Source organism: Blastococcus sp. TF02-8, assembly GCF_003319175.1.
Taxonomy (GTDB): Bacteria; Actinomycetota; Actinomycetes; order Mycobacteriales; family Geodermatophilaceae; genus Blastococcus.
Window position 1 is genome coordinate 357,843 of sequence record NZ_QOHK01000002.1, and the last position, 25,571, is coordinate 383,413.

28 protein-coding genes and 4 tRNA genes are annotated in these 25,571 nt (G+C 72.0%); 19 read left to right on the forward strand and 13 right to left on the reverse strand.

Annotated elements, in window-relative coordinates:
- Positions 1 to 5: 5 nt before the first annotated feature.
- The gene (locus DQ237_RS05810) at positions 6 to 515 is read right to left on the reverse strand and encodes a hypothetical protein (protein WP_113798063.1); all 510 of its coding nucleotides are present in this window, start codon (positions 513 to 515) and stop codon (positions 6 to 8) included.
- 59 nt (positions 516 to 574) lie between these two features.
- Here DQ237_RS05810 and DQ237_RS05815 point away from each other — a divergent pair, with 59 nt between their 5' ends.
- From DQ237_RS05815 to mftG, 3 genes are read left to right on the forward strand one after another with little or no spacing between them, the layout of a single operon-like run.
- Positions 575 to 1,444 (forward strand): MBL fold metallo-hydrolase, encoded by an 870-nt coding sequence (locus DQ237_RS05815; RefSeq protein WP_113798065.1) that lies wholly within the window; start codon positions 575 to 577, stop codon positions 1,442 to 1,444.
- Positions 1,441 to 2,781: a class I adenylate-forming enzyme family protein gene (locus DQ237_RS05820; protein WP_113798067.1), complete on the forward strand. Its 1,341-nt coding sequence runs from the start codon at positions 1,441 to 1,443 to the stop codon at positions 2,779 to 2,781. Before DQ237_RS05815 ends, DQ237_RS05820 begins: the two co-directional genes overlap by 4 nt.
- Entirely contained in the window at positions 2,774 to 4,273 is a 1,500-nt protein-coding gene (gene mftG / locus DQ237_RS05825; RefSeq protein ID WP_113798069.1) for a mycofactocin system GMC family oxidoreductase MftG, read from the forward strand. Before DQ237_RS05820 ends, mftG begins: the two co-directional genes overlap by 8 nt.
- A gap of 60 nt (positions 4,274 to 4,333) precedes the next feature.
- On the opposite strand, the gene DQ237_RS05830 is transcribed toward mftG, so the two are convergent.
- Positions 4,334 to 4,549 (reverse strand): hypothetical protein, encoded by a 216-nt coding sequence (locus DQ237_RS05830; RefSeq protein WP_113798071.1) that lies wholly within the window; start codon positions 4,547 to 4,549, stop codon positions 4,334 to 4,336.
- Between the two features lie 222 nt (positions 4,550 to 4,771).
- On the opposite strand from DQ237_RS05830, the gene DQ237_RS05835 reads away from it, so the two are divergent.
- Both DQ237_RS05835 and DQ237_RS05840 read left to right on the forward strand, forming a co-directional pair.
- Complete coding sequence (locus DQ237_RS05835; protein ID WP_205730090.1) at positions 4,772 to 5,461, forward strand: phosphodiesterase; 690 nt, start codon at positions 4,772 to 4,774, stop codon at positions 5,459 to 5,461.
- Positions 5,462 to 5,630: 169 nt separating this feature from the next.
- Positions 5,631 to 6,659: a glycosyltransferase gene (locus DQ237_RS05840; RefSeq protein ID WP_240619439.1), complete on the forward strand. Its 1,029-nt coding sequence runs from the start codon at positions 5,631 to 5,633 to the stop codon at positions 6,657 to 6,659.
- A gap of 50 nt (positions 6,660 to 6,709) precedes the next feature.
- Here the strand turns inward: DQ237_RS05840 and DQ237_RS05845 are convergent.
- The 3 genes from DQ237_RS05845 to DQ237_RS05855 form a co-directional block, all read right to left on the reverse strand.
- Positions 6,710 to 6,783: transfer RNA gene (locus DQ237_RS05845), tRNA-Phe, on the reverse strand.
- A gap of 23 nt (positions 6,784 to 6,806) precedes the next feature.
- Positions 6,807 to 6,880 (reverse strand) — tRNA-Asp (locus DQ237_RS05850).
- A 23-nt stretch (positions 6,881 to 6,903) separates the two neighbouring features.
- Positions 6,904 to 6,976: transfer RNA gene (locus DQ237_RS05855), tRNA-Glu, on the reverse strand.
- Between the two features lie 104 nt (positions 6,977 to 7,080).
- Here DQ237_RS05855 and DQ237_RS05860 point away from each other — a divergent pair.
- Entirely contained in the window at positions 7,081 to 7,635 is a 555-nt protein-coding gene (locus tag DQ237_RS05860; RefSeq protein WP_113798075.1) for a hypothetical protein, read from the forward strand.
- A gap of 5 nt (positions 7,636 to 7,640) precedes the next feature.
- Here the strand turns inward: DQ237_RS05860 and DQ237_RS05865 are convergent, their stop codons facing one another.
- The 3 genes from DQ237_RS05865 to DQ237_RS05875 are packed head-to-tail and all read right to left on the reverse strand — an operon-like array spanning position 7,641 to position 10,028.
- Complete coding sequence (locus DQ237_RS05865; RefSeq protein ID WP_113798561.1) at positions 7,641 to 7,961, reverse strand: hypothetical protein; 321 nt, start codon at positions 7,959 to 7,961, stop codon at positions 7,641 to 7,643.
- Between the two features lie 23 nt (positions 7,962 to 7,984).
- Positions 7,985 to 9,460 carry a metallophosphoesterase gene (locus tag DQ237_RS05870; protein WP_113798077.1) on the reverse strand — a complete coding sequence of 492 codons (1,476 nt, stop codon included), beginning with the start codon at positions 9,458 to 9,460 and terminating at the stop codon, positions 7,985 to 7,987.
- Between the two features lie 49 nt (positions 9,461 to 9,509).
- Positions 9,510 to 10,028 (reverse strand): GtrA family protein, encoded by a 519-nt coding sequence (locus DQ237_RS05875; protein WP_240619440.1) that lies wholly within the window; start codon positions 10,026 to 10,028, stop codon positions 9,510 to 9,512.
- A gap of 191 nt (positions 10,029 to 10,219) precedes the next feature.
- Between DQ237_RS05875 and DQ237_RS05880 the strand changes: the two genes are divergently transcribed.
- Positions 10,220 to 11,101, forward strand: a complete 882-nt coding sequence (locus DQ237_RS05880; protein ID WP_113798079.1) for a Rieske (2Fe-2S) protein — start codon at positions 10,220 to 10,222, stop codon at positions 11,099 to 11,101.
- Between the two features lie 234 nt (positions 11,102 to 11,335).
- A complete protein-coding gene (locus tag DQ237_RS20405) occupies positions 11,336 to 11,470 on the forward strand; it encodes a hypothetical protein (RefSeq protein ID WP_255411529.1) in 135 nt (44 codons plus the stop codon).
- A gap of 61 nt (positions 11,471 to 11,531) precedes the next feature.
- On the opposite strand, the gene mqo is transcribed toward DQ237_RS20405, so the two are convergent.
- Positions 11,532 to 13,034 (reverse strand): malate dehydrogenase (quinone), encoded by a 1,503-nt coding sequence (mqo, locus tag DQ237_RS05885; protein WP_113798082.1) that lies wholly within the window; start codon positions 13,032 to 13,034, stop codon positions 11,532 to 11,534.
- Between the two features lie 277 nt (positions 13,035 to 13,311).
- Here mqo and DQ237_RS05890 point away from each other — a divergent pair.
- Together DQ237_RS05890 and DQ237_RS05895 are read left to right on the forward strand one after the other, a co-directional pair.
- A tRNA-Lys gene (locus DQ237_RS05890) sits at positions 13,312 to 13,384 on the forward strand.
- 211 nt (positions 13,385 to 13,595) lie between these two features.
- Positions 13,596 to 14,111, forward strand: a complete 516-nt coding sequence (locus DQ237_RS05895) for a hypothetical protein (RefSeq protein WP_113798084.1) — start codon at positions 13,596 to 13,598, stop codon at positions 14,109 to 14,111.
- Between the two features lie 54 nt (positions 14,112 to 14,165).
- Here DQ237_RS05895 and DQ237_RS05900 read toward each other — a convergent pair whose 3' ends face one another.
- Together DQ237_RS05900 and DQ237_RS05905 are read right to left on the reverse strand one after the other, a co-directional pair.
- A complete protein-coding gene (locus tag DQ237_RS05900) occupies positions 14,166 to 14,885 on the reverse strand; it encodes a site-specific integrase (RefSeq protein ID WP_113798086.1) in 720 nt (239 codons plus the stop codon).
- Positions 14,882 to 15,148 (reverse strand): hypothetical protein, encoded by a 267-nt coding sequence (locus tag DQ237_RS05905; protein WP_113798088.1) that lies wholly within the window; start codon positions 15,146 to 15,148, stop codon positions 14,882 to 14,884. Before DQ237_RS05905 ends, DQ237_RS05900 begins: the two co-directional genes overlap by 4 nt.
- Positions 15,149 to 15,730: 582 nt before the next feature.
- Between DQ237_RS05905 and DQ237_RS05910 the strand changes: the two genes are divergently transcribed.
- Positions 15,731 to 16,708 (forward strand): thymidylate synthase, encoded by a 978-nt coding sequence (locus DQ237_RS05910; protein ID WP_113798090.1) that lies wholly within the window; start codon positions 15,731 to 15,733, stop codon positions 16,706 to 16,708.
- Entirely contained in the window at positions 16,708 to 17,643 is a 936-nt protein-coding gene (locus DQ237_RS05915; protein WP_113798092.1) for a hypothetical protein, read from the forward strand. Before DQ237_RS05910 ends, DQ237_RS05915 begins: the two co-directional genes overlap by 1 nt.
- Here the strand turns inward: DQ237_RS05915 and DQ237_RS05920 are convergent.
- Positions 17,624 to 18,721: an ImmA/IrrE family metallo-endopeptidase gene (locus DQ237_RS05920; protein ID WP_113798094.1), complete on the reverse strand. Its 1,098-nt coding sequence runs from the start codon at positions 18,719 to 18,721 to the stop codon at positions 17,624 to 17,626. The genes DQ237_RS05915 and DQ237_RS05920 overlap by 20 nt on opposite strands.
- 971 nt (positions 18,722 to 19,692) lie before the next feature.
- Here DQ237_RS05920 and DQ237_RS05925 point away from each other — a divergent pair.
- From DQ237_RS05925 to DQ237_RS05950, 7 genes are all read left to right on the forward strand, one after another.
- Positions 19,693 to 20,001, forward strand: a complete 309-nt coding sequence (locus tag DQ237_RS05925; RefSeq protein WP_113798096.1) for a WXG100 family type VII secretion target — start codon at positions 19,693 to 19,695, stop codon at positions 19,999 to 20,001.
- Positions 19,998 to 21,347 (forward strand): hypothetical protein, encoded by a 1,350-nt coding sequence (locus DQ237_RS05930; RefSeq protein WP_113798098.1) that lies wholly within the window; start codon positions 19,998 to 20,000, stop codon positions 21,345 to 21,347. Before DQ237_RS05925 ends, DQ237_RS05930 begins: the two co-directional genes overlap by 4 nt.
- Complete coding sequence (locus DQ237_RS05935; protein WP_113798100.1) at positions 21,348 to 22,424, forward strand: hypothetical protein; 1,077 nt, start codon at positions 21,348 to 21,350, stop codon at positions 22,422 to 22,424.
- Positions 22,417 to 23,034, forward strand: coding sequence for a hypothetical protein (locus DQ237_RS05940; RefSeq protein ID WP_113798102.1), 618 nt, complete (start codon positions 22,417 to 22,419; stop codon positions 23,032 to 23,034). Before DQ237_RS05935 ends, DQ237_RS05940 begins: the two co-directional genes overlap by 8 nt.
- Positions 23,031 to 23,672 carry a hypothetical protein gene (locus DQ237_RS05945; RefSeq protein WP_113798104.1) on the forward strand — a complete coding sequence of 214 codons (642 nt, stop codon included), beginning with the start codon at positions 23,031 to 23,033 and terminating at the stop codon, positions 23,670 to 23,672. The genes DQ237_RS05940 and DQ237_RS05945 overlap by 4 nt, the downstream gene beginning before the upstream one ends.
- A gap of 414 nt (positions 23,673 to 24,086) precedes the next feature.
- Positions 24,087 to 24,287: a hypothetical protein gene (locus DQ237_RS19410; RefSeq protein ID WP_147251751.1), complete on the forward strand. Its 201-nt coding sequence runs from the start codon at positions 24,087 to 24,089 to the stop codon at positions 24,285 to 24,287.
- Complete coding sequence (locus DQ237_RS05950) at positions 24,277 to 25,089, forward strand: hypothetical protein (protein WP_240619441.1); 813 nt, start codon at positions 24,277 to 24,279, stop codon at positions 25,087 to 25,089. The genes DQ237_RS19410 and DQ237_RS05950 overlap by 11 nt, the downstream gene beginning before the upstream one ends.
- A 24-nt stretch (positions 25,090 to 25,113) precedes the next feature.
- Here the strand turns inward: DQ237_RS05950 and DQ237_RS05955 are convergent, their stop codons facing one another.
- A complete protein-coding gene (locus tag DQ237_RS05955) occupies positions 25,114 to 25,548 on the reverse strand; it encodes an Rrf2 family transcriptional regulator (protein ID WP_113798106.1) in 435 nt (144 codons plus the stop codon).
- Between the last annotated feature and the right edge of the window lie 23 nt (positions 25,549 to 25,571).

Here is a 25,571-nt window from a genome sequence, read left to right on the forward strand (position 1 = left end):
CCGGCTCAGCTCGTGGGCGAGCTCGTCTCCGTCGGGACGTCGATCCCGCACTCGTCCCGCAGGTAGTTGCTCACGTTCGTCGAGGCCGAGTCGAGCTGCTGCTGCAGCGGCGCGAGCTTCTGCTCCAGGGTCGCCAGCGCGTTGGGGTCGTTGAAGTCGATCCCGGCGATGGCCCCGGAGAACTGCTGGACGCCGTCGGCCAGGGCCGACCAGTCCGCGGCGATCTCGTCGGGCGCCTCGATGCCCCGGATCTCGGTCGCGGCCTCGTCGAGCAGTGCGGGCAGCTGCGTCGGGTCCGACTGGTCGGAGACGCTGGCCTCCAGCCGCTCCTGGATGCTCGCGGCCTCGGTGCAGAACGCCGAGTCGGCGGAGGCGCTGGTCTCGGCGGCGCTGGAGGAGGACGACGTCGAGCCGGAGGCGGAGCTGTCGTCGTCGGAGCCCCCGCACGCGGTGAGCAGGACGAGGGCCGCGGCGACGGGGATCCCGGTGCGGCAGGCGGAGAGGGAACGGCGCATGGGCGGCAGGCTAGCGGCCGGGAGGGTGGCGCGGGAGCTCCGGCGATAGCGTGCGCTGCGTGCCCGCCCCGACCGATCCCCGCGCCGGCTGGGACCTGCCCGCCTTCGGCTCGCTGCCCAGGACCAGCGACCTCGAGCCGCTGGTCACCCGCGTGCTGGCGCCGAACCCGTCGCCGATGACCCTGGACGGCACGAACACCTACGTGGTGGGCGCCCCGGGCAGCGGGCAGGCGGTGGTGGTCGACCCGGGGCCCGACGACGCGGCGCACCTGGCTGCCGTGGAGGCTGCGCTGGCCGCGCGCGGTGCGCGCTGCGTCGCCGTCCTCGTCACCCACCACCACGGTGACCACGCCGAGGCGGCGCTCCCCTGGGGGGAGCACTTCACCGCCCCCGTGGCCGCGGCCTCCGGTGCGGTCGCCGGCCCCGGTGGGTGGCTGCTCGCGGCGGGGGACCGCGTGGACCTGGCCGGCACCACCGTCGAGGTCGTCGCCACGCCGGGGCACACCGCCGACCACCTGGCCTTCCGGCTGGAGTCCGGCGCCGTCCTGGTCGGCGACCACGTGCTGGGCCGGGGCACCTCGGTCGTGACGCATCCCGAGGGCGACGTCGTCGCCTACCTGGAGTCGCTGCGGCGCGTCCACGATCTCGGGCCGAGCGCGCTGTACTGCGGGCACGGGCCGGAGCTGACCGAGGACCCCGGCGCGGTCCTCGAGTACTACCTGGCCCACCGGGCGTTCCGGGAACGGCAGCTGCTCGATGCACTGGCCGAGGGGGCCGGCAGCGTCGACGACCTGGTGGCGCTGGTGTACGCCGAGGTCCCGCGGGAGGTGTGGCCCGCCGCGGCCCAGTCGACCCGCGCCACCCTGGCCAAGCTCGCCGCCGAGGGGCAGGTCGTGCTCGGCACGGCGGGGGAGGTGCGGCCCGCATGAGCACGGTCGGGTGGGAGACCCGCATCGTGACGAGCGCCGGCAGCGAGCGCGACCAGCGGCGGGCCGCCGCCTCGCTGGCCGCCGCGGGCCTGCGGGCCGGGGACCGCCTGCTGGTGTCGGCCGCGGCGTCGCCCGAGCTGCTGGCCGTGGTGCTCGGCGCGCTGCGCACCGGCATCGTCCCGGTGGTGCTCGACCCGGCCCTGTCCGCGGCAGAGCGCGCCGTGCTGGCCGAGGACGGCGACCCGGCCCTGGACGCGGGGGACGACCCGGGCCGGCTGCTCGGCGACGCCGAGGCCGACCTGGCCGACGTCCCGCTGGCCCGGCCCATGCACTACACGTCCGGGACCACCGGGCGCCGCAAGGGCGTGTGGTCGGGGGTGCTCGCCGGGGAGGACGCCCGGGCGCTGGCCGCCGAGGAGATCGAGCTCTGGGGGTTCGGTCCCGGCGACCGGCACCTGGTGCTCTCGCCGCTGCACCACAGCGCCCCGCTCCGGTTCGCGATCCACACGCTGCTGGCCGGCGGCGAGGTGCTGCTGCCCGGCCCGTTCGACGTCGGGCGGGCGGCCGAGGCGATCAGCACGCTCCGGCCCACCACCACCTTCTGCGTGCCGACGCACCTGCAGCGGCTGCTGGCCCCGGGCGGCGCTGGTCGGGATGCGGTCGACTGGTCCTCCTTCCGCCGCCTCGTGCACGCCGGTGCCCCCTGCCCCGAACCGCTCAAGCGGGCGGTGCTGGCCGCGTTGCCGGAGGGGAGCGTCTGGGAGTTCTACGGCTCCACCGAGGCGCAGTTCACCGTCTGCTCGCCCGAGGACTGGCTGGCGCACCCGGGGAGCGTCGGCCGTGCCCGCCCCGGTCGGCGGCTGGAGGTCGACGAGCGCGGTCAGCTGTGGTGCGCCGTCCCGCGGTGGGCGCGCTTCGAGTACTGGCGGGCGCCGGACAAGACGGCGGCCGCCTGGCGCGGGGACCGGGTGACGGTGGGGGACCTCGGCCGGGTCGACGCGGACGGCGTGGTGTGGCTCGACGGCCGCCGTGAGGACCTGGTCATCTCCGGTGGGGTCAACGTCTACCCCGCCGAGGTCGAGGCCGTCCTGGACGCGCACCCCGGGGTCGTGGAGAGCGCCGTCTTCGGCGTGCCCGATCCCGACTGGGGGCAGCGGGTGGTCGCCGCGTTCGTGGGCGACGCCGACCCCGCCGAGCTGGCCGACTGGGCCCGCGCCCGGCTGGCCCCCGCCAAGCGCCCGAAGAGCCTGCACCCGCTCGCCGACCTGCCGCGCACCTCCACCGGCAAGGTGCGGCGGCTGGACCTGCCCGGGGTGCTGGGCCTCAGGGATGGCTGACCGGCCCGGCGACTGGGACGTCGTCGTCGTCGGTGCGGGCACCGCGGGGTGCGCGCTCGCGGCCGGCCTGGTCGATGCCGGGCGCCGCGTGCTGGTGCTGGAGGCCGGGGAGGACTCGGTGGCCCCCGAGCTGCTCGACGCCTCGACCCTGCGGGCCGCCGTGCCCGGCCACCCGGCGAACTGGGACCTGCCCGGGCTGCTCCCCGGCGGTCGCACGGTCCGGGTTCCGCGCGGCCGCGTCGTCGGGGGCTCCAGCGCGGTCAACGCCGGGTACTTCATCCGGCCCACGGCCACCGATGCCGCGGACTGGGCCGGGGCCGGCAACGACCTGTGGTCCTGGGACCGCCTGCTCCCGGTGCTCCGGCGGCTGGAGAGCGACCACGACTACGGCGACCGGCCCGAGCACGGGGCCGACGGTCCGGTGCCCGTCGTCCGCCCCACCGCCGGTCCTCCGCTGGCCGGTGCCTTCGCCGAGGCGGCCGAGGAGCTGCGGCTGCCCGGCGAGCCGGACAAGAACGCGGGGAGCGCGCCCGGTTACGGCCCGGTCCCGCGCAACGTCGTGGGCGGCCGGCGGATCAGCGCGGCGGAGGCGTACCTGGCCCCGCGCCGGCGCGACCCGCTCCTGACCGTGCGCGGCGGCGTCCGGGTGCTGCGCGTGCTCGTGGAGGGAGGTCGGGCCGTGGGCGTGGCCACGACCAGCGGCGAGGTCCGCGCGGGTGAGGTCGTGCTGAGCGCCGGCGCGGTCGGCTCACCGCACCTGCTCCTGCTCTCGGGGATCGGCCCGGCGGCGCGACTGCGGGCGGCGGGGATCGAGGTGCTCGTCGACGCCCCCGGCGTGGGCGAGGACTGCACGGACCACCCGATCGTCTACCTGCCGTTCCGCGCGCGGGAGGGCGTCACGGCCGCACCCGGGGAGTCGCCGCTGCACGGGGTGCTGCACACCGGGCCCGACGCCGTCGTCCCGGACCTGGAGGTGCTGCCGTGGACGGCCCCGTTCGCCCAGGTGATGACCGGGCGCCCGGCCGGCGGCGAGCAGGTCGAGGTCGGCGTGGCGCTCCAGCGCACGGAGGGGCGCGGCCGGTTGTCCCTGGTCGACGCCGACCCCGGGCGGCCGCCGCTGGTGGAGTACCGGCACCTCGTCGAGGCCGCCGACGCCCGGCGCATGCGGCAGGGCGTGCGGCTGGCCGCCGAGCTGCTGGAGAGCCGGGCGCTGCGGCGGATGGGGGAGCCGGTCGCCCTGCCCCCGGACGACGCCGGGCTCGACCGCTGGATCGGCGAGCGGCTGACCACCGCGGTGCACCTCTCGGGCACCGCCCGCATGGGTCCCGAGGGGGACGTGGGCGCGGTGGTCGACCAGCGACTCCGGGTGCGCGGCATCGACGGGCTGCGCGTGGCCGACACCTCGGTGCTGCCCCGGGTACCGCGTCGCGGTCCGGCCGCGACTGCGGTCCTGGTGGGCGAGCTGGCCGCGGATCTGGTCACCGGCCCCTGAGGAGGGAGCCGGTGCGTCCCGGCGGCGCGGCCAGAGCAGCCGCCGGGACGCCGGTCGGGGTCAGCGGACGGCGGGCATCTCGCTGGTGCTCGTCGAGCTGAAGGGCGCCCAGGCGTCCGGGTGGGGGCGGCCGGCGTCGGCCGCCCACGCGGGAGCGCGCACCCCGGTCGAGGGGCGGGTGGTGGTCGCCGGGCGCGCGCTGAGGCTCACGATCAGGGCCAGCAGCACGCAGAGACCGACCAGCACACCGCCGATGACCAGGAGTGTCGAGAGCATGTTCTGACCGTAGGACCGGGACCGATCCGTGTCACGGGGCAGATGTCTCCGAAAGATCAGCCGCTCCTGGCGCAGTGTTGCCGCCCCGTCGTCGTTCTGACCTCACCCGTCACAGCAGCTCTCGACAAGACTCGACGAGAGCCGGATCGGCGCCCCCCGGGCCGGCCGCATACCGCGCCCCGACCTGCGGGTAGGCGTCCCTCCCGACGACAGGAGCGTGCAGTGCCCGATCTGGCGGAGCTGGCCGGCAAGGTGGTGGCCGTACCCCTCGGGGCGGTCGCCCGGTACCGCCGCGGGCGGGCCATGCATCCCCGCGGTGCGGTGTTCGACGCCGTGCTGGAGCGCACCGGCGCAAGCCCCGCGACCGGCGTGCCGTGGCTGGACGAAGCCCGCACCGACCGGGTCGTCGTCCGCCTCTCCCGGGGTGCGGGACTGCCGACCCCGCTGCCCGACGTCCTCGGGCTGGCGATCCGCCTCGACCGGGACGGCGACCGCCCGATCGACATCCTGCTGTCGAGCACCGGGCAGGGATCGTGGAGCCGACTGGTCCCGGTGCCCCGGGTCGACGCCGACGGCGTCTACGGCTCGATCATGGCCTACCGGTCCGCGGCCGGAGCGCTGCGGGTCGCGGCCCTGCCGGTTGGGTCGCGGGTCCCCTCCGACCCGGTTCCGGTGTCCGCGGCCGCGGCGCGGGGCGCGCTGGACTTCACCCTCGCGGTCGCGGCCGGGCGTGAACCGTGGCGACCCTTCGCCCGGCTGCGCAGCACGGGCGCGCGGGAGCCCCTGGACGTCGCGATCCGGTTCGACGCCGTCCGCAACCCGCCGCCGGGTCTCCACCCGGACGGCCCGATGGCCCGCTTCCGGGAGCCCGCGTACGCGACCGCACGGGCACAGGGGCCGCAGGGGCGGTGACCGTTCCGACACGCCGGCTCACCCGATGGAGTCGGTCACGGGTTGGGCGCCGGACGACGGGGGTAGGCCGTACCGAACCCCGCTCCAGCAGCGAGCCCGGGTCCACCGACCGTCGAGCGGCACCCTGTGCTGTCGGAGTGCTCGACCGCACGAGGAGACGCACCGCCGCGTGACCCATGCACAACCCCCGGCCCCCGGGCTTCCCGAGCAACCCCTGGGCACCGGCCTCCGGGTGGTCACCATCCCGCCGCGCGACCCGTACGTGGACGCCGTGCTCCCCGCCGGCGTCACGCGCGTCGGCGACGTCGCGGAACCCAGCGCGTGGCTCGACCTCGGTCACCTCGCCGCGCACGCCGACGGCGTCGACGTGGTCCACCTGCACATGGGCTACGGACGGCTGGAGCCCGTGGCGGCCGAGGCGTGGGCCGAGGAGCTCCAGCGACTGGGCGTGCCGCTCGTCGTCACCGTCCACCAGCTGCACGCCACGGGAGGACCGGCGAGCGGCGAGGACGCCCATCTGGCGGCCGTCCTCGCCACGGCGGAGGTCGTGCTGACGCTCACGCCCGGGGCCGCCGACGACATCGCGGAGCGGTTCGGCCGCACCGCGATCGTGGTCGCCCATCCGTCGGTCGCCGTCGCCGACCCCGAGCTGGGAGCCGAGCGCGGCCTGGTCGGGGTACGCGTGGGCGCTGCCGTTCCGCACCCCGCGGCCCTGGTGCGGGCGGCCCTGTCCGGCGCGGTCTCCGGCGGGGGGCGGTTGCGGGTCCTGGTCGAGGAGGCGGAGCTGCCGGCGCTGGAGCCGGCGGTCGTGGAGCTCGCTGGGGCCGGTCAGGTGGAGCTGACCGTCGTCCGGGCCGGGGAGTGGGCGGCGCAGCTGCAGCAGGTGCACGTCGCCGTCCTGCCGGAGCGGTGCGGCACCCACTCCCGCGATGTGGAGGTCTGCCGCGACGTGGGCACCCGCCCCGTCGCGCCCAGCTGTGGCTGGGCCGCCGACCAGTGGTCGGAGGTCGTGCCCTACAGCCACGACGACCAGGGCGGGGTCGACCCGGTCTCGCTCGCGGCGGCGATCGGGGCCGCCCTCGCCCGCCCCATGCCGCGACCGGCCGACCGGGTGTGGCGGGACGGGCAGCGGGACGCCGTGCGGCAGGTGCACGCGGAGGTCTACACCCAGGTCGCGGCGGACCGCAGCTGGACCTGAGACGCGAACGGGCCCGGCGCGCTGCGCCGGGCCCGGATCGAAGTGTGGTGTGGGCAGGGGCGGGGTCGAACCGCCGACCTCTCGCTTTTCAGGCGAGCGCTCGTACCGACTGAGCTACCTGCCCCTCCCGGTGTTCCCACCGGAGAGCGACCCTGACGGGACTCGAACCCGCGACCTCCGCCGTGACAGGGCGGCGCGCTAACCAACTGCGCTACAGGGCCTTGCTGTGATGCTGTCGTGCCAGTGCCCCCAACGGGGTTCGAACCCGTGCTACCGCCTTGAAAGGGCGGCGTCCTGGACCGCTAGACGATGAGGGCTCTCGTTCGCCGGGGGCAGCGAGAACAATACATGGCCCTCGCGCCTGCCCTGAGCGGGGGTCCCGGAGTGCGAGGCTGGCACCGTGCGCAGAGTCCACCCTGCCGTGGTCGCAGCCCTCGCCGTCGTGCTGGCGGCCCTCCCGGGCTGCGCGGCGACGGGAGCCGCGGGACGCGCGCCGTCGACCGCCGGGACGAGCGCGTCGGGGGACGCCGTCCCCACCGACGGCTCGGACCCGCAGACGGTCGAGGCCTCGCCGGACGCCCGACTCACCGTCACCGACGTCCGCCTCTCGGCCGAGGAGGGCGCCGACCGCGTCGTCCTCGAGCTCGGCGGCACCGGCACCCCCGGCTGGGACGTCCGGTACGTCGACGCCGTGACCGCCCCGGGGAGCGGCGAGCCGGTCCGGGTCGGCGGCGACGCCGTGCTGCTGGTGGCCCTGACGGGCACGGCCTACCCCTTCGACACCGGCGTGGACGAGTTCGCACCGACGGGGAAGCTGACGGCGGCGGGTACCCGGAGCGTCACCGAGGTCCACTTCCTGGCGACCTACGAGGGCACGACCACCGCGGCCGTGGGAACGCGCGCGGAGCTGCCCTTCCGGGTGCAGTTGCTGCAGGACCCGGTCCGGGTGGTGGTGGAGGTCGTGCACGCCCCCTGAGCGGCTCAGCCCAGTCGGGCGGTCAGCTCCACCGAGTCCTCCGTGACGCCGGAGCAGGAGAGCTCCAGCGGTCCGGCGTTCACCTTCTCGCCCTCCGCGCAGGACACGCTGGCCCCGCCCACGCTCAGCGACGCGCGCCCGTCCTCGATGCCCCCGAAGGTCAGCGTCTGGCCCAGGACCTCCGCCTTCGCGTCGTCGGTGCTCAGCGTGGCGGTGCACGACGTCCCGGAGCAGGAGACGTTCTCGGAGCTGAAGGAGCAACCGCCGAGCAGGACGCCGGCGGCGAGCAGGCCTCCGGCGATCCGGGCGGCGCGGGTCGTCGACATGCCCGCAGCGTAGGGCGGGCCGCTCACCGCGGCGGGGAGGCCGGGGCCGCCGGGGCGTCCGGTGCGGGCTCCGGTGATCGGGGCACGACCGTGCGCTGCACCGTCACCTCGGTCTCGCCGAGCCCGCCGAGGGTGATCTCGTCGTAGGCGCGCAGCTCGCCGCTGTCCCGGTCCACGTACAGGACCGTGCACGTGAGCGGCTCGGGGTACTCACCCTCGAGCGCCCGCAGGCCCGCCCCGCCGGTGGACCCCTCGACCATGAGCCGGGTGCCGTCGGCGAGCTCGGAGACCTTGCGGCTGTGCGTGTGCCCGGCGAGGACCAGCGGGACCTCGCCGTCGAGCGGCGGCGCCTGCTTCGGGTCGTGCACGAGCGCGATGGCCGGCGGTTCCGGCAGGTCGGCGATGGCGTCGGCGAGCTCCTCACCGGACTCCTCCAGCACCTCGTCGCCCGCGTCGTCGTCGCCGGTGCTCTTGTCGGGTGTGAACCGGGGGTCGGGCGCGCCGGCGATCCGGATGCCGGCCACGGTGACCGCCGAGTCGTCGAGCACCGTCACGTTGGGCTGCGCGGCCAGCAGCCCGGCCGTCGTCGACGAGTCGTGGTTGCCCCGGATGTAGACGTAGGGGACGTCGAGGTCGCCCACGGCGGTGATGAGCCGGTTCTCCGGCTCGCTGCCCCAGTCGGTGATGTCGCCGGTGTCGAGGATCGCCTCGACGCCGAACTTCTGGCTCACCTGCCGCACCAGGTCGAAACCGGCGGGGTTGAGATGGATGTCGGAGACGTGCAGCAGCGCGACCGTGTCGTCGCCGGCGGCCGGTGCGGGCAGCGCGGAGAGTGCCGAGTACAGCGTGCCGACGTTGGCGACGAGGTCCTCCAGGGACGCCCGGTAGGCGTCGAAGCGGGCCACGATGTCCTCGGCGCTGCCGATCAGGCTGGAGGCGTTGGTCAGCAGTCCGGTGTACGTCGGCTGGGAGAGGGCCTCCGGGCGCCAGGTGCCGGCGGCGAGACCGCCGGTGGCGGCGAGCACCGCGCTCGTGAGGCCCAGCGCGATCAGCGGCTCGCGGCGGCGGCGCAGCACCGCCCACGAGGTGAGCGCACCCCCGGCGAGGGCGACGACGGCGGTCAGCCAGATCAGCCTGACGACGGCCGATCGCAGGTCCTCGGTCACCTGGTCGACCACGCCCGCCAGGCGGACCGGGTCCGTCGCGAGTGCCCGTGCCCGGTCCTGGTCCACCCGTTGCAGGTCGACGTCCAGCCGCAGCGGGCCGTCGTACACGTCGACGGCCAGCTCGCCCAGGGGGGCGACGGACACCTGGGCACCGCCGCCGGCCGGGCGGAAGGCCAGTGTGGCGTCGAACGGCCCGATGGGAGCCGACACCCGCGCGAACAGCAGGACGGCGATCAGCGCGCCGCCCAGGGCGAGGGCCACTCTCGCTGCCCAGGTCGCGGCCCGGCGGGCGCGACGCGGCCACGGGGACGCACTGGCGGTCGGCTCGCTCACCTCGTCGAGGCTAGCCACGGACCCGTCGCGGCTCAGCGCGAGCGGACGTTCAGGAGAGCGCAGGCTCCGGCCGGAAGATCCAGCGCAGCGCCAGGAATCGCATGGCCCCGATGAACGCGGTGACGGCGGCGACGGTGGCGATCTGCAGGACCGGGTGGTCGCCCTCGGTCACCGCGTCCAGCCAGCCGAGGGCGGTGCTGGTCGCGAGCAGGCCGAGGATCGTGACGCCGCCGGCCTCCCACTGCGCGGTGAACCAGTGCACCCGCTCGCCGGCGCGGAACGTCCGGCGACGGTGCAGCTCGTTGGCCAGGACGGTCGAGACCGCCGTGGCGACCAGGTGCGCGGGGAGGTAGCCCCAGCTCCGCAGTGCCACGAAGAAGGCCGCGTACAGGGCGGTCGTGACCGAGCCGACGAGGACGAACCGCAGGAACTGGGCGAGCGTGTCGTCGCGCTGGAGCCGGGCGGTCAGCGGGGCCGCGGCGCCCTTCGCCCACTGCGTCGTCGTCCGTGCCAGGTCACCGAGCGCTTCGGCGGCGTGGCCCCGGCGGAGCAGGGACGGGCAGGTCACGGAGGGTCCTTCGGCAGGGGAACAGGTCAGCGGAACGGTGAGCAGGGTCAAGGCTCCTCTTCGGCATAACCGTTGTCACCTCTGAACATGCCGGCGGGAACCGTGACCCACCCGTGTCCTTGATCACGGCTGCCTGTGAGTCGTGCGCGATCGGGTGCGTCGCCCCGCCGTGGCGCGGGTAGGGGCCGCCCATGAGCCTGATGGGGATCCTGGACCGGGTCGCGGACGTCTCCGCCTTCGACAAGGCGATCGAGCCGGCGCGCAAGGCGGTGCAGGGGGCGCTCAAGCCGGGGGCGTTCAAGGACTTCCTCCACGGCACCTGGCTCGGGCACCCGTTGCACCCGGTGATGGTGCAGGTCCCCGTGGGGAGCTGGGTCTCCGCGGGGTTGCTGGACGCGATCCCGCGGATGCGTCCCGCCGCGACGCTGCTGATCGGCACCGGCGTGGCCGCCGCCGTGCCAGCGGCGCTCTCCGGGGCGGCCGACTGGTCGGAGCAGGAGGTCGGGGTCCGCCGTCTCGGCGCGCTGCACGCCGTGCTGAACACGGCGGCCCTCGGGCTGTACGTGGGTTCCCTGGCGGCTCGCGGCCGGGGTCGCGACGGGTGGGGCCGGGTGCTGTCCTACGCCGGGCTCGGGCTCGCCGGCGGCTCGGCCGCCATCGGCGGCCACATGTCCTACGCGCAGTCCTCGGGGGCGTCCCACGCGGCGACGGCGGTCCGGGGGCTGAGCACGGACTGGATCGACCTCGGCCCGCTCGACGACCTGCCCGAGGGCCGACCGACGATGCGCTCCGGAAAGGGCGGGAGCATGGCGGTCCCGCTGGCCGTCGTCCGGCGCGGTGCCCGGGTCGACGTCTTCGTCGCCGCCTGCTCGCACCTCTCCGGGCCCCTGGACGAGGGCACGGTCGAGACCGTGCGCGGGTCGGACTGCCTGGTGTGCCCGTGGCACGGCTCGGCGTTCGACCTGGACAACGGCGAGCCGCGGCGCGGCCCGGCGGCCAACCCGCAGGAGAAGCTCGAGGTGCGCATGGACGCCGGCCACGTGCTCGCCCGGGTGCCCAGCCGCCACCGCTGACGCGGGGCCCGTCGGGCGGCGAAGAAGCCGGCCCGGCTGCCCCGGGGGGAACGGGTCAGCCGGGCCGGGGTCGTACCCGCCGGCGCCGGAGCGCGGGGCGGACGAGTGCGGCGGACGAGGGCAGGACGACGCGCCCCCGACCGGAACGTGATGACCGTACGTAACCGCGGTCGTCACTCGCGATCCCCTGAACGGGTGGTCCGCGGCGCGGCCGGGTGACTCGGCGCACACGGCGTGTGGGAGATGGGCCGGCCCGGGCACCCGGGCGGGGTGTTCTTCCTCTTCTCCAGCCGGCTCGGCTGCCTGGGTTCACTGCTCGTGTCGGCGCTGCTGACGCTCGTCCTGCTGCTGGTCCTCGACGTGCTGTGACGCGCGGAGGGGCCGGTCCCGTGACGGGACCGGCCCCTCCGGGCCTCGGCGGAACGGCGAGTCAGCCGTTGAGCTCCAGCGTCTGCATGGTCTCGGTGCGGACCTGCTCCAGCAGGGTCGTGTCCGTGGCCAGCGAACGGCCGTAGGACGGGATGGCCTGCTGCAGCAGGGGGCGCCAGGCGTCGATGCGGTCGGGGAAGGAACGCTCGAGCAGCGTGAGCATGGCCGAGACCGCGGTCGAGGCGCCGGGGGAGGCGCCCAGCAGGCCGGCGATCGTGCCGTCGGCGCCGACGATGAGCTCGGTGCCGAACTGCAGCACGCCCTTGCCGCTGGTGGGGTCCTGCTTGATGACCTGGACGCGCTGACCGGCGGTCACCATGTCCCAGTCGTCCTGCTCGGCGGTCGGCACGAAGGCGGTGAGCGTCTTGTGCCGGGCCGAGCGGCTCTGCAGGAGCTCCCCGATCAGGTACTTGGTCAGGGCCAGCTCCGTGCGGGCGACACCCAGCATGGAGCCGAGGTTGTTGGGCTTGACGCTCAGCGGCAGGTCGAACATCGAACCGGCCTTGAGGAACTTCGGCGAGAAGCCGGCGTAGGGGCCGAAGAGCAGCGAGTACTCGCCGTCGATCAGGCGCAGGTCCAGGTGCGGCACCGACATCGGGGGCGCGCCGACGGCCGCCTGGCCGTAGACCTTGGCCTGGTGCCGGCTGACCAGTTCCGGCGAGCGGGTGCGGAGGAACAGGCCGCTGACGGGGAAGCCGCCGAAGCCGCGGATCTCCGGAATCGCCGCCTTCTGCAGCAGGGGCAGCGCGCCGCCGCCCGCGCCGACGAACACGAAGCGGGTGCGCACCGTCAGGTGCTCACCGGTGTGGTTGTCGCGGACGGTGACCTTCCACCGGCCGTCGGACTCCTTCTCCAGCTCCTGGACGCGCTGGTCGAGGTAGACGTTCACGCCGCGGTCGGCCACGTCGTCGAGCATGAGCCGGGTCAGCGCGCCGAAGTTGACGTCGGTACCGGCGGCCGAACGGGTCGCGGCGACGATCTCCTCGCGGTCGCGGCCGTCCATCATCAGCGGCACCCACTGCGCCAGCTCGGCCGGGTCCTCGGTGTACTCGAGGCCCTCGAACAGCGGCTGGGAGGCCAGCGCGGAGTAGCGGGCGCGCATGTAGCTGCGGCCCTTCTCGCCGGTGACGAAGCTGAGGTGCGGGACAGGGGAGATGAAGTCCTTCGGCGAGCCGGTCATTCCACCGCGCACCAGGTGCGACCAGAACTGGCGCGAGACCTGGAACTGCTCGTTGATGGTGTTGGCCTTGGTGGGGTCCACGGAGCCGTCCGGGCCGGCGGGCGTGTAGTTGAGCTCGCAGAGGGCGGAGTGCCCGGTGCCGGCGTTGTTCCACGGGCCGGAGCTCTCCCCGGCGACGGCGCTGCCGGACTCGAAGACGGCGACGCTCCAGTCGGGGGCGACGACCTTGAGCAGCTGGGCCAGCGTGGCGCTCATGATGCCGGCCCCGACGAGTACGACGTCGGGGTTCGCGCTGTCCGGAACTGCGCTGCGCTCGGAAGTCACGGCTGCCTCTCTGGCTGTCCTCGATGAGGCGCCGTCGGCGCCCTGCCCTTCGATGGTCGGCTCGCGCCCGCCGGAACATGAGCCATGAGCTATGTCACCAGCGGTGGCGTGCGCGACACCTCAAGGATGCACCGAGGTCGACGGCGTGTCCGCTGCGGGCGGTTGTGAGATGCACCTTCCTGAGCTGCGGTTCGCTGACGCAGGCGGTACGACGCCGGATCTCCGGCTTCCCGGGCGGTAGCCTCGCGGCGCGTGCCGGCGCATCACATCCGGCGCTGGGCCTCTAGCTCAACTGGCAGAGCAGCGGACTTTTAATCCGCGGGTTGTGGGTTCGATCCCCACGGGGCCCACCGCAGTACCGCGCTGACCAGCATGTTCATCGGATTTGGGACGACCGGACGGGAGTCCCCAGGGTCCGATCCCCCGGAAACCCCCCACTTTGCCTTCGCGAACGGGGTCAAAGAACGCTCGTCACGTCACGCATGTCTGTTGCCATCGGTATCCCGACAAGGTCGCCAACGAGACACTGGCCGCGAGTCCGGTCATTCCGAGAGGGGCACAGTGTCGGAGGAGAAGTGGCTGCGCGACGTGGTTCTGCCCGAGCTGGGCGAGGTCGACCAGCGCGATGACTGGGCCGAGTGGCTGCATCAGCTGTACGTGGCGCGGGGAGCCGTCGACAGGGAGGAACTCCGGCGTTTGGCGTCCGAGGCGCAGCGCCAGGCCGCCGAGACGGCGAGTCAGCTGGTGGTGGCCGACGTCGCGCGGACCTCTGGACAGGCCGTGGCTGTCGGGCCGCTGGTGCGTGAACACAGCATGCGTATCGCGTGCGATGGGGAGCTAAGCAACGACGACAGTGGTGGCTTCTTCGCCATCGGCGCTCTAGAGGCCGCGTGCGAGGTGGCGGACACCGTTCAGGACATCTTGCAGGAGAGATGGTGGAAGGTCTGGCCGTCGTGTAGTCAGCACGATTCCGGGATGCACGTGGACCTCATCGGCGACGAGGCCGTGTGGTTGTGTCGGCGCGGCAGGCACTACACGCCCATCGGGGAGCTTGCTGAGGAGTTCGGCAGTCCCTGAGTGGCGGCTCAGGGACTGCCGGACTGTATTGCGCGAATGGCCCGTAGGACCGTCTCAGAGGACCAAAGCCGCCCTCTCGGTCACTGCTCGGCGGCTCATGTAGTGATCCATCGTCATGCTCGGCTTCGCGTGGCCGAGCTGGTTGGCCACCTCGCGTCCGGAGACGCCGTCCTCGTCCAGCCAGGTCGCGGCGGTCTTGCGGAAGGTGTGCCCCACGGCCCACTCGAAACCAGCGGCATCCAGCAGGGCACGCACGTGCTTGCTGGTGTTCGACGTGTCGCGCAGCTTCCCGAGCGCGGAGCAGAAGACCACGTCACACTCATTCGGTACGGCGTCGACCTTGCGCTCCATGAGGCGGGACACCAGCCACGGGGGCAAGACAACGGTTCGGGTGCTCCCCTTCGTCTTCCCATGGGGCTGGAGGACCAGGCCGGCGCTCGGCACCCGGACCGGCAGGGAGCCCAGCTGGGCGGTTCCCAGGTCCAGGTCGAGGTCCGACCAGCGGACGCCGCAGGCTTCTCCGATCCGCGCGCCCGTGCCCGCCATGAAGGCCAGTAGGTCGGGCAGGTCCCGGCGTCGTGCTGTCGGGTCTGCGTCAGCAAAGGTCAGCAGGGCTTCCCGTTCATCGCGCGTGTAGGCCCTCTGTCGGTCCCGGCCGTTGTCCCGGGCGGCAACCGATACGTGGCCGACGTCGCGCACCGGGTTGTGGGGGATGGCCTCGTGCTTCACGGCCAGCCCGAGGACGCCGCTCAGGACCGATCGGGCCGTCTTCATGGCATCCGGACCGCTGGCCTTGCCGATGCCCCGTAGCCACGTTCGATGTTGACCACCTTGACCTCGCGAACGGTCAGGTTCGCCAGCGAGGACGGGTTGTCCCTGGTACCGATCACGTGACGGTTGAGCGAGGACGTATAGACCTTGCGCGTGCTGATGCTGAGCCGGGCGTTCTCTTGCATCTCGCTCAGCGGAATCCTCACGTGGATCTCCGGCAACGCGTCGCCTTCCTGGCGATGGGCACGCACAAGGCGAACGGGCACGCGCCGTTCCTCAACGCCCAGGAGATCGCCAGCCGTGTTGGGCTTGTCGGCAAGCCTCCGCCGGAAGACTCCGAGATTAGGCGCGGGGTCCGGGTGGCGAAAACACGTGGGTGGTTAAGCAGCGCGTCCAGCACGAAGTGCCTCGTCGTTCCGCCCCATTGGGTTACCGGAGGTCTTCTGGGAAGCCCGTACGCGAGGTGCCTCCGCCATGGGGCGGACTCCGCAAGCCCTCTATGAACCGGGGTGCATGCGGTCAGTGCGGACACTGGGGGGTCGGTAAACGGACTCGTGGACTCCGCCGTGGGCCCACCATAGCCAGGCCTAGAGGACATGCCCTCTTAGATCTTCTTCGGCCGCCAGTGATGGGGGTCTACGTGTCAGCGGTCTGTGGGCCACTTCGTGGCCCCCTAGAGCAATGATTAGCGAATGACTCAGCCGTCGCCGCCTGGCCCACGTCGGGAGGGTCGGGCGTGGGCGAGAAACGGAGTGGCGGGGCGGCGTCCGGTAGGTTGCCTCTTGCGTTGCCGAGCGATGGTCGGCTTACGGGCGTGAGGTCACGCGTTGGACCGTGAGAGGAGCCCCATGCCCCACTACGAGGCGCCCACCCTGGACGACCTGATGCGCCGGGTTATGACTGACGTGTTTGAGTCTGGGGAGCGGCTCAATCCCAGCAAGGGTGAAACGTTAGACCTCCACGCGTGCTCCCTGGAGTTGACGAATCCGCTGGCTCGCCTGAGCCGCTCCGCAACTCGCGGTCATGTCTTTAGTCCGCTAGGGGAGCTCTGCTGGTACCTGTCCGGCTCCGACGATTTAGGCTTCATTCAGCACTATCTCCCGCATTACGGTGACTACGCCGAGGATGACGGTTCAGTCATGGGTGCCTACGGGCCAAGACTCGTGAACTTTGATGGCGTCAATCAGATCGACTACGTCATCGCGCAGCTTTCTAGGAAGCCAGCGTCGCGTCGCGCTGTCATCCAGCTTTTCGATCATTCAGATGTGCAGGGCGAGTACCGCGACGTTCCATGCACTTGCACGATGCAGTTCCTGGTCCGGCACGGACGCCTTCAGATGGTCGTAAACATGCGCTCGAACGACATCTACAAAGGTCTTCCGCACGATGTCTTCAGCTTTACGATGCTCCAAGAGCTTGTAGCGCGATCGTTGGGCTTGGAACTGGGCTCCTACGTTCACTTCGTCGGCAGCCTGCATCTCTATACCTCTGACGAGGCCAATGTGACTAGGTTTCTTGACGAGGGCTGGCTCTCATCCGAAGCAATCATGCCCCCCATGCCTCCCGGTGATCCGTGGGCGGATGTGCGGGCGCTCCTCCGAGCGGAGTATCAGATTCGGACTGCCGCCGAGGAAGTCACTTACCCGGGCTCCCCATACTGGGACGATCTAGCGAGACTACTGGAGGCCTTTGAGAAGCGCCACCAATCAGATGCCTTGCAAGGGCTGCGGTCGAAATTCGCGTACGATTCCTTCTGGATTTACCTCCGCAACCGCCTCGATAGGCTTGAGGTTCAACAGCAACCCGACGACCTTTCGGAGTCATAGTGCGACCTGGCGACGCCACCGAGGCAGAGCGGCTTGCGGCCTGCCTGGCTTCCTATGCACAACAGCACGGCGATCTTCCCGGGCTGATTCAACAGCCAGGCGCCGATGATGTGCTAATCGAGCAAATCGTCGAAAGTCAGCGACGGAACAGGTACGTCGCCTACCTCACCGGGATCCAGCTCAGTCCTGGCCGCGCCGACCCTCACTCTGGAATGTTCGATCCCATACGGGCGGCGATTCTCCACCGTCGTTCGGGACAGCTCGATGAGGCCTTCTGGATGATCTTTCTCTACACCCACTTCGGCAAGCATCGAGCGTCGCAGTACGGCTACGCGACGGATGTGTACGGCAGTCTGGGCGCCACTCCGTATTGGACCTGGGATCGGGTGAGTGCGCACCTCAACGACTTTCGCACCTGGCTCGATGCCAACAAGGCGACGATCAAGGCCAATCACAAGCCGGGCGGGTTCGGCAACCATCGGAAGTACGAGAGCTTGGATGGTTGGAGCTACTCGGGCACAGGTGCCGTCGTCGAGTCGTACGTGGACTGGGTCGGCGACAATGGGCACGTTGCCAAAATCAACAGCGTCGCAGGTAACTCAACAGGGCAGAACGGCTTTGATCTTCTTTATGAGTCGCTGGATACAGTCCACCGCTTCGGGCGCACCGCGCGTTTTGATTACCTCATGATGGCCAACAAGGTCGGCCTGCTGAGCGGCCCGCCGGGACATGCGCATCTCCGCTCGGCCACGGGGCCTCAGCGCGGTGTGAGGTTGCTCGGTACAGGAGATGTCAAGGGATCCATGTCGCCACAAGAACAGGACTCGCTCCTGGCCAAGCTTGAGGCGCATCTGCAGGTGGGCTTTGACGTTCTAGAGGACGCTCTCTGCAATTGGCAGAAGAGTCCGACAACCTTCAAGCCGTTTCGAGGCTAGGGCCGTTCCAGTTGTAGCGCCGCTTCAGCTTGTTTAGCTGGCTCGGAGAAACCAATCCCGCGTGCTGTAGCTGCCCTACGACCAGGCCGGGAGCGACTCCCGATGCGTATGCGATCCGCAGCACGGCCTTATGTGTCAAACGCACACTGCGACATTCCTGCAGTAGTTGCGGGGAGAGCACCATGGATGCCGCCCATTCATTTGCTTCGCGCTCTCGGTCATCCTCTGTCTCGTCCGCCTGCGCTGGATCGAGTTCGTCGACGAATGTAACGCCGTGGTGCAGCAGTACATGGGCGGCCTCGTGGAAAAATGTGAACCAGAGGTGATCGTCCGACAGGTAGCGACCGCTGAGCACGATCAGAGGAGCGCCCTCCTCTGTCGTATAGGTCGCACCACTTGCCGGGCATCCTTTTGGGGCGCGTACGACGACAAGCGCGACACCAGCCGCGGCGCAGGCAGCAACGAGGGTCGGAAGAAAGTCGTTGGGGTCCTTGCGCCACGTCAGCCGCCGCGCCTCCGCGACACTGGTTTCGAAGCGTGCTGGATCCCATGCCCCGAGCCTCAAAGAGCGAGACTCAAGTTGAGCTCGGCGCAGCCATGCCGCAACAGCAAGTTCGTCGGCCTCGAAAGTCTCCGACTTCCGATAGTGTGCGCTAACGAGCGCCGGAGCATAGCGAGCCCGCCACGTCGGCAAGTCTGGCACGTCAAAGAAGTCGAAGAGATCGCTTATGCGACTCAGCCAGGAATCAGACTTCTGAACCCAGCCAAACCTTGAAAGATCCGCGGGTGCCGACCTAGCCCAACGGTCAGCTTGAACGCGGAGAAGATCTTCTCGGTACTGTTCGTAGCGGGTCATCCAGAACTGCGGGCTCGACCCTAGTGTTTTAGAAAGCTTGCCGGCGAGCTCAGGAGAGAGCGCGAAATCTTCATTGAGCAGTGCCGCAGCCGTGCGTGAGTCGACGTCTAGCAGTTCGCTCAGATCGTCGGGCGTTCGGCCAATCTGGCTCAGTATCGCTTGGATGGTTCGTCCGGGTGGCGAGGCCCATCGTGGAGTAAGTTGTGTGACTGTCGAAGTCATGCGGTCACCTCGATAGCAATCAGCTTCAGTCGCCAAACTCGATGCAAGTCTACCGTGCCAGTCGCATCGCGCGGAATGGGCCAGCTCGAAATTGAACAGGTCAATTCCGCCTTGGCGCCGAGGGTCAACGCGAAACTAGAATCCCCAGGGCTTAGGGAGGCGGGGCGACCCACGACAACATCTGCCAAAGATTCAGCAGCCCTTAGGTCGGCCAGGCGGTCGATCAGTGCCTGGGCGGACTCGACACCCAGCTTGGATGCCGCTATGTCGGGGTCCTCGCACATGCTTCGGAGCTGCAGTGTCTCGAACGAGAGCTCCACAGCGTCCGACGCTCCTGCGCGTTGATCGACGACTGACTTCCGGAACCTACCCGAGTCGGCCGACATCGGCCGGTTTGTGCGGTCGAGCCGCTCGGCGGCCCGCAAACCGTGGCAGCTGCCGGGCTGCTAAGACGTGGCGATGGGGCGTGTTGGGTCGAGGGGGTCATACCCCCACCCCTAGGGCTCAGGGGTATGGCCAGGACCCGGTCGTAAGCATGAGGGGTAGTTTGGGTCGCCTGCTGGCCCACGACCGGCTCCACGAGGTCCGCAGTCGTCTGAGCGAGGCCGTGTGGGCTTGCTGGCCTCACGCTCTGGGCTCGTCGTACTCCGTGGCGGTTCCGCCTGCCAACCAGTCGGACCCCCCGCAAACCCCTCGCTTTCCGCGTGAGTCGACGTGGTCCTCGTCTGCCGTCTTGTGCCGCTGACCTGTGCATTTTGCTACCGGCGTGAGGCCCTGTTACCCCCGCCAACTAATCCGCGGGGGTGTGGGTCCGATCCCCACGGGGCCCACAGCCGATGTCTTCACCCGGGCCGTGATGCCCCTGCCCGGACCGTGTCCGTCTCGTAAGCTGCCGCGCGACGCGTCGTCCTCGATACTGTGCAGGCCGAGGGCCGGGCGAGCGGGTCCTGACCGATGCGGAGGGCGGCCACGTGAGCGACCTGAAGGTCGACTTCGACACGCTGCGCAGCAGCGCCCAGACCGCGCGGACGATCAAGTCCGCGTTCGACGACCTCTCCTCACGCGTCGGGGACACCAAGGACTGCTGGGGGCACTCCGGGATCGCCGACGCCATGCACACCTTCGGCACGAACTGGGGCTACCACCGCCAGATCCTCAGCGAGGAGATCCAGGCGACCGGCGACAAGCTGGACAAGTGCCTGGAGGTCTTCCAGGAGGCGGACCAGAAGCTGGCCGACAGCATCCAGAGCAGTGGCAGCGGACAGCAGGGGCCCCGATGAGCGCGCACCCCGGGAACTGGCAGCTCCTGCACCTCGACGGCGACCCGCTGCCCGGCGACCCGCAGGAAGTGGCGTCCGAGGCGAGGCACTACCGGGACTTCGCCGAGGAGATCCGCGCCCAGGTCTCCCGGCTCCGGCAGCTCGCCTCCGGCACCAATGCGCTCGTCGGGAAGTACGCCCCCGAGCTGCGGGACAGCGCCGAGGAGCTCGCCGAGCACCTGGGCCAGGCGCAGGGCCGGTTCGACACCGTGGCCGAGGAGCTCGACCGCTGGCACCCGGAGCTCGAGCACGGGCGGATCGAGACGGGCAGCCTGCTGCGCCAGGCCGAGGACGCAGACCACGAGGCCGCGGCGAACAAGCCGCCGACCACGCCGGTGGACCCGGCCGACCCTGCCGCGGTAGCGGCCGACCAGGCCCGCCACACCCGGCTCCAGCAGGCCACCTCGGACCTGAACTCGCTCGTCACCCGCTGCGCGACGCTGCTGGAGGAGGTCAAGCGCGTCGGCGACGGCGTCGCCCGCCGGATCGAGGACGCCTCCTCCGACCAGCTCGAGGACAGCTGGTGGGACCGCAACGTCCGGTCCTTCATCCACGAGCACGCGGACTTCCTGAAATTCATCGCCGACGTGCTCACCTGGGTGGCGACCGGCCTGGCGATCGCGGTCCTGCTGCTCAGCAATCCCGCGGGGTGGATCGTCCTGGCGGCCGCGCTGCTCACCGCGGGGGCGCTGCTCATCCACACCGCACTGGCGGCGAACGGCGACGGCTCCTGGGTCGACGTCGGCGCGGACGTGTTCGCCCTTCTGACCCTCGGTGCGGGCAAGCTGCTCACCTCCGGCGCGCGCACGGCCCTGGCCGCCCGGGAGGGCCTGGCCGCGTTCCGCGGGACCTCGGCGGCGGCGCGGCAGGCCTTCGCCAGCGCCAGCGGCCTGTTCAGCAAGGCCGGTGTGTGGGTGACCAGGAGCAACGTCGTGGCGCGCAACGCGCGGGCGGCCGCCGCCGGCCTCGCGCGCTACCGCGCGGTGCTCGCCAAGGAGCTGACCGGTCAGGTCCCGCTGCTGGCCCGGCTCTCCTTCGGCGAGAAGGAGGGGGCGCTGCTGCACCAGGCGATCCAGACGTCGATCCGCCAGCACGGTCCCGGGTTCCTGCTCAACAGCGCGCTGGCGATGTCCAACGGCGCACGCACCGCCTTCCTCGCCGGCACTGCGGTCGACGTCGCGGGCAAGATCATCAACCCGGCCTTCCCGGGCGCCCGGTCGGACGGCTCGCCGCTCTACTCGGGAGTGCCGGTGGTGGACCAGTGGCTCGGGGAGCACACCGTCCACGGCGTGCCGGTGTTCCGCTAGATGCTGGACCTGACCCGGTTCGCGCGCGCGCTCGGCTTCGTCTTCCTCGGCTACTTCCTCGGCTGGCCCGTGCTCGCGGTGCTGGGGGCGGTGCTCAGCGGGGCGCTGGACCTCACCTGGTCCGACCAGGTCCTCACCTGGTGGACGTGGCCGGTTCCGGTGACCTTCCCGGTGCTCTCCGCAGCGCTCCTGGCCGACTTCCTCGGCCGGCTGCGCAGGCGCCGGCTGACGACGTCCCAGGTCGGCGGCTATCGCTTCGTCGCCTTTCTCCTGGCCTGCGGAGCCGGCTTCGCGGTGAGCCGCCACTGGGAGCCGCTCCTGATCAGCGGCCTGTGTCTGCTGGCGATGATGTTCCCGGCCAAGAAGCGCGCAGCCGGCCCCGAAGGGAGACGACCGATGAGGCCGTCCCGCGGCAGGCGGGCACCTGTCACGACCGCGCGGGCGGCTCTCAAGGACTCGATCTTCGCCTGCTCCACCCCGGGCGTGGCCGCCGTCCACGTCGACTACGACCCCGCCGTCTGGGTGCGCGCCCCGAAGCCGGGCCAGGACCGCACCGACTGGGTCGAGGCCCACCTCGCTGCCTTCGCCAGCGACCTGGACCTCGATGCCTCCGACGATCTCTACCAGCACGCCCGCATCGCCCTCGACCTCGTCGCCGACGACGCCGCGGGTCACACCTGCGACTTCGTCTCCCTCCAGGGCCAGGGGCAGGAGACGGGCGTCGTCGCCTACGTCAACGTCGTCGACGAGCAGCTCGGCCTGCTCGAGCACGGCGAGCCGGAGGCGTTCGTCACCATGGCGGACCTCGCGGCCCAGGGTGGGACACCCCAGCGGCCGCAGTACTTCCCGACCCGCCGTCAGCCGCGCAGCTGGCGGGTGTCGGACGTGCAGAGTCTGGCCCCTGGGTCGCTGGCCACGACGTGGCTCCGGCGCGCGTACCGCTGCATCGAGCCGGACGGCGTCCGCTCAGCCGTCCACCTGTACGCCGGCGGATTCCACTCCCAGCCCGAGTCGGGGGCGGCGATGCTCCACCTGTTCACGCGGGTCGACGTGCAGCTCGAGGACCCTCGTGGCTGACGACGTGGGGAAGCCGGGTCCGGCCGACGTGGCCGTCGCCGTCGACTTCGACCCCGGCGCTTGGCTGGCGGGCCCGACCGACGGCGACGTGGAGGGGTGGACCGCCGGGGCCCTCGCCGCGGTCTGCGCGGACTTCGGGATCGCCGACGACAGCGCGGAGCAGCGCGCCTTGCGCGAGGTGCTGCACGCCTTCGCCGCCGCGGACCTCGGCTCGGACTTCCGCTTCCTGCGCCTGCGCAGCCTGGCCGAGGCCCCCGTCATCGCGATGCTGCACGTCTGGCCGGTGGACCCGGCCGACGCCGAGGCGGCGCAGCGGGGCGCCGCGGTGCTCTCCGACTTCGAGCCGGGGACCCGGTGGTACGACGCCGAGCCACAGCCGGTGGTGCTGGACGAGGAGTCGGGTCTGCGGCGGGTGGTGCGCTACGCCGTCGGGAACGACGGCCGGCTCAGCAGCGTGGTCCGCTACCACCGGCGGGTTGCCGACCCGGCGGCCGACGTGGTCCTCGCCAGCGCCGGCGCCGACCCGCGCACCACCGCCCTGGCGCTGGGCGACCTCGACGAGCTCGCCGCCGCCGTCCGGCTGGTCGACCGGCAGGGGGCGCAGCGATGAGCCCCATCCGCTCCTACCGGATCGTCCTGCCGCCGCCGTGGGTGCGGGTCCCGCTCGGCGCGGGCGCGCGGGACCGGGTGCACGAGATCGTCGAGCAGGCGGCCACGCAGGCGCCGAAGGAGATGTCGCCGGACCAGCTGGGCCCCTTCAAGCGGGAGCTCGAGCGGCGCATCCTCACGCAGCTGGCAGCGGCCGCCGACCACGGCGGCCTGGACCACTACTTCCCCTTCGGCCCGATGCACGGCATCCACCTGGGTGCCTCCTTCTTCGTGGCCGCCGTGACGCCGCCCGGCGGCAGCGCCGACGTCGCACCCGACGAGCTCGCCGGCGGAGTGCTGACCGAGCTGGTCGCCACGACCCCGGGCGCGACCGCGGTGGACGTGGCGGGCACGGTGTGGGTCCGTACCGAGGACGTGGCGGCGCCGGATCCGGGCCGTGCCCAAGGCCTCGACGTCCCCACTCGGCGCGTCAGCTACCTCACTGCGGTGCCCGACGACCCCCAGCAGTGGATCCTCGTCAGCTTCAGCACCATCGGCGACGGCGATCCCGACAGCGAGCACACGCTGCTCACCGTCGAGCTGTTCGACGCCATCATGGGCACCTGGCGATGGGCCACCGGTCCCGACGGCTGGGACTGAGCTCGCGCGGCTCTGCCCATGCGTCGCATCCAGCTCTCGGCGCGCAGCCGAGACGCGAGCCCCTCCGTCCACGGCCACCCCTCGCGCCGGTACCGGCCGCCCTCCGGGGTGCCGATGGAACGAGGGACGGCGGAGCGACGCTCCGTCGGCCCCGACACGCCGGAGTGTCACGCCGCCGACGGGGACGACCGACACCCGGATCCCGGCCTCCACGCTCGAAATCCAGGCACTTGTCGACAAGGCGCCGGGTCGGGAGCCAGGTCACCGACCGCCCGCGGTGCGTTCTGCAACGAATGCGACACGGGCTGCTCGCGGAGTGTCCGGGGACAGCATCCGGAACCGATCCGCTCCCTAGCCTTCGATCTGTCCGCGGCGCCTTCCCCAGCCGCGGAGCACGACCCGAAGGAGCTCCACGTGAACGCGCCCGGTCTTCCGCTTCACGCCCCCGTCCCCGCCGCGGGACGTCCCGACGACGGATTGGCACTGGTCCTGGACCTCATGGCACACGAGGCACCCGCTCCGGCCGGCCCCGGCTGGACCGAACGGGCGCAGGACTGGGCGCAGCGGGCCGCGGCCTGGGGCGAGGGACCGCGAGGAGCCTGGCGTGCCTGGTGAGCTGATCTGGCTGGGGGTCTCCCTCCTCAGCAGCGTGGGCCTCGTCGCCCTGGGCACGAGCTCGACCGCGCGCTACGAGTTCGAGCGCAACGGTGTGCAGCACCAGCGGCAGAAGGCGGCGGCCACCGCCCCCGCGCCGGTGGCCGCGGCCGTGCCGGCCCCGACGCAGGGGCAGGCGAGCGCGTCATCGGTCGTGGGCACCCGGGCCACCGCCCGGCTCGCGACGGTCACCCCGCAGGCCACCGGCTGGTGGCTGGTCGACGGCCCCGGTGCGCCGCTCGCCGGCCCGTTCGACGACGCCGTCGACGCGGACTGGGCGGCCTTCTCCCTCGGCCTGCCCGAGAGCGCCCGCACCGTCTACGGCGCCCAGCGCGAGGACGGCGGCGTCGCGCGGCGGCAATCACCGGCCGAGCGCGCCTGGCTGGCGGAGCTGGGCGACCAGCTGGACCGGCTGCCGGAGGAGTGGACCGAGCTGATCAGCGACGACGACCCGCTGACGACGCTGGCCGTGGACGTGACCGCGGCGCTGCTGGAGGCCGGTCTGCCCCTGCACGACGGCGACGGCGAGGCATGCATGTCCGGTGGGGCCTGCCTCAGCCCGCGCCCGGAGCTCGGCGGCCTCGTGGTCGCCTGGCGGCAGCACGACCGGATGAGCGTGCAGCAGGTGCGCGGTGCCGACGCGGACGAGGCGGTGCAGCGGGCGATGACGACCGCCGTCGGCACGGTGCTGCAGCAGCTGGGGTTCGCCGTCGAGCCGTACGGGTCGACGGGCGGCCTCCTCGTCACCGGGAGCGGCCACTGACGCCCGGAGTGCGGCGAGCCGCCGTCAGCCGGTGAGGACGGTCGGCTCCGGAGCCCGGGGTCGTCCGGCCGCCAGGTCCAGGAGGGTGAGGTCGTCGAGGACCGCGCCCACGTTGGCCCGCACCGCCATCCACAACGCGCCGAGGGGCTCGGCCGCGTCGGGGTAGCGCAGCTCGCCGGGGTCCACCCCGTGGACGCAGACCAGCGGTCCGTCCAAGGCCCGCACCACGTCGGCGACCGTCACCCTGTCGGCGGGGACGGCGAGCCGGTAGCCGCCGCCGGCGCGGCTGTTGGCCCGTACGAAGCCGGCGCGGCGCAGGTCGCCCAGGATGTTCTGCAGGAACGAGTGGGGGATGTCCTGAGCCGCGGAGATGGCCTCGGACGACGTGGCCTGCCCGCCGGCGCGGACCAGCTCGATGCACGCGCGCAGCGCATAGTCCGCCCGGGCGGAGACCTTCACCGGCGGTTCCCCCGCGGGGCGGT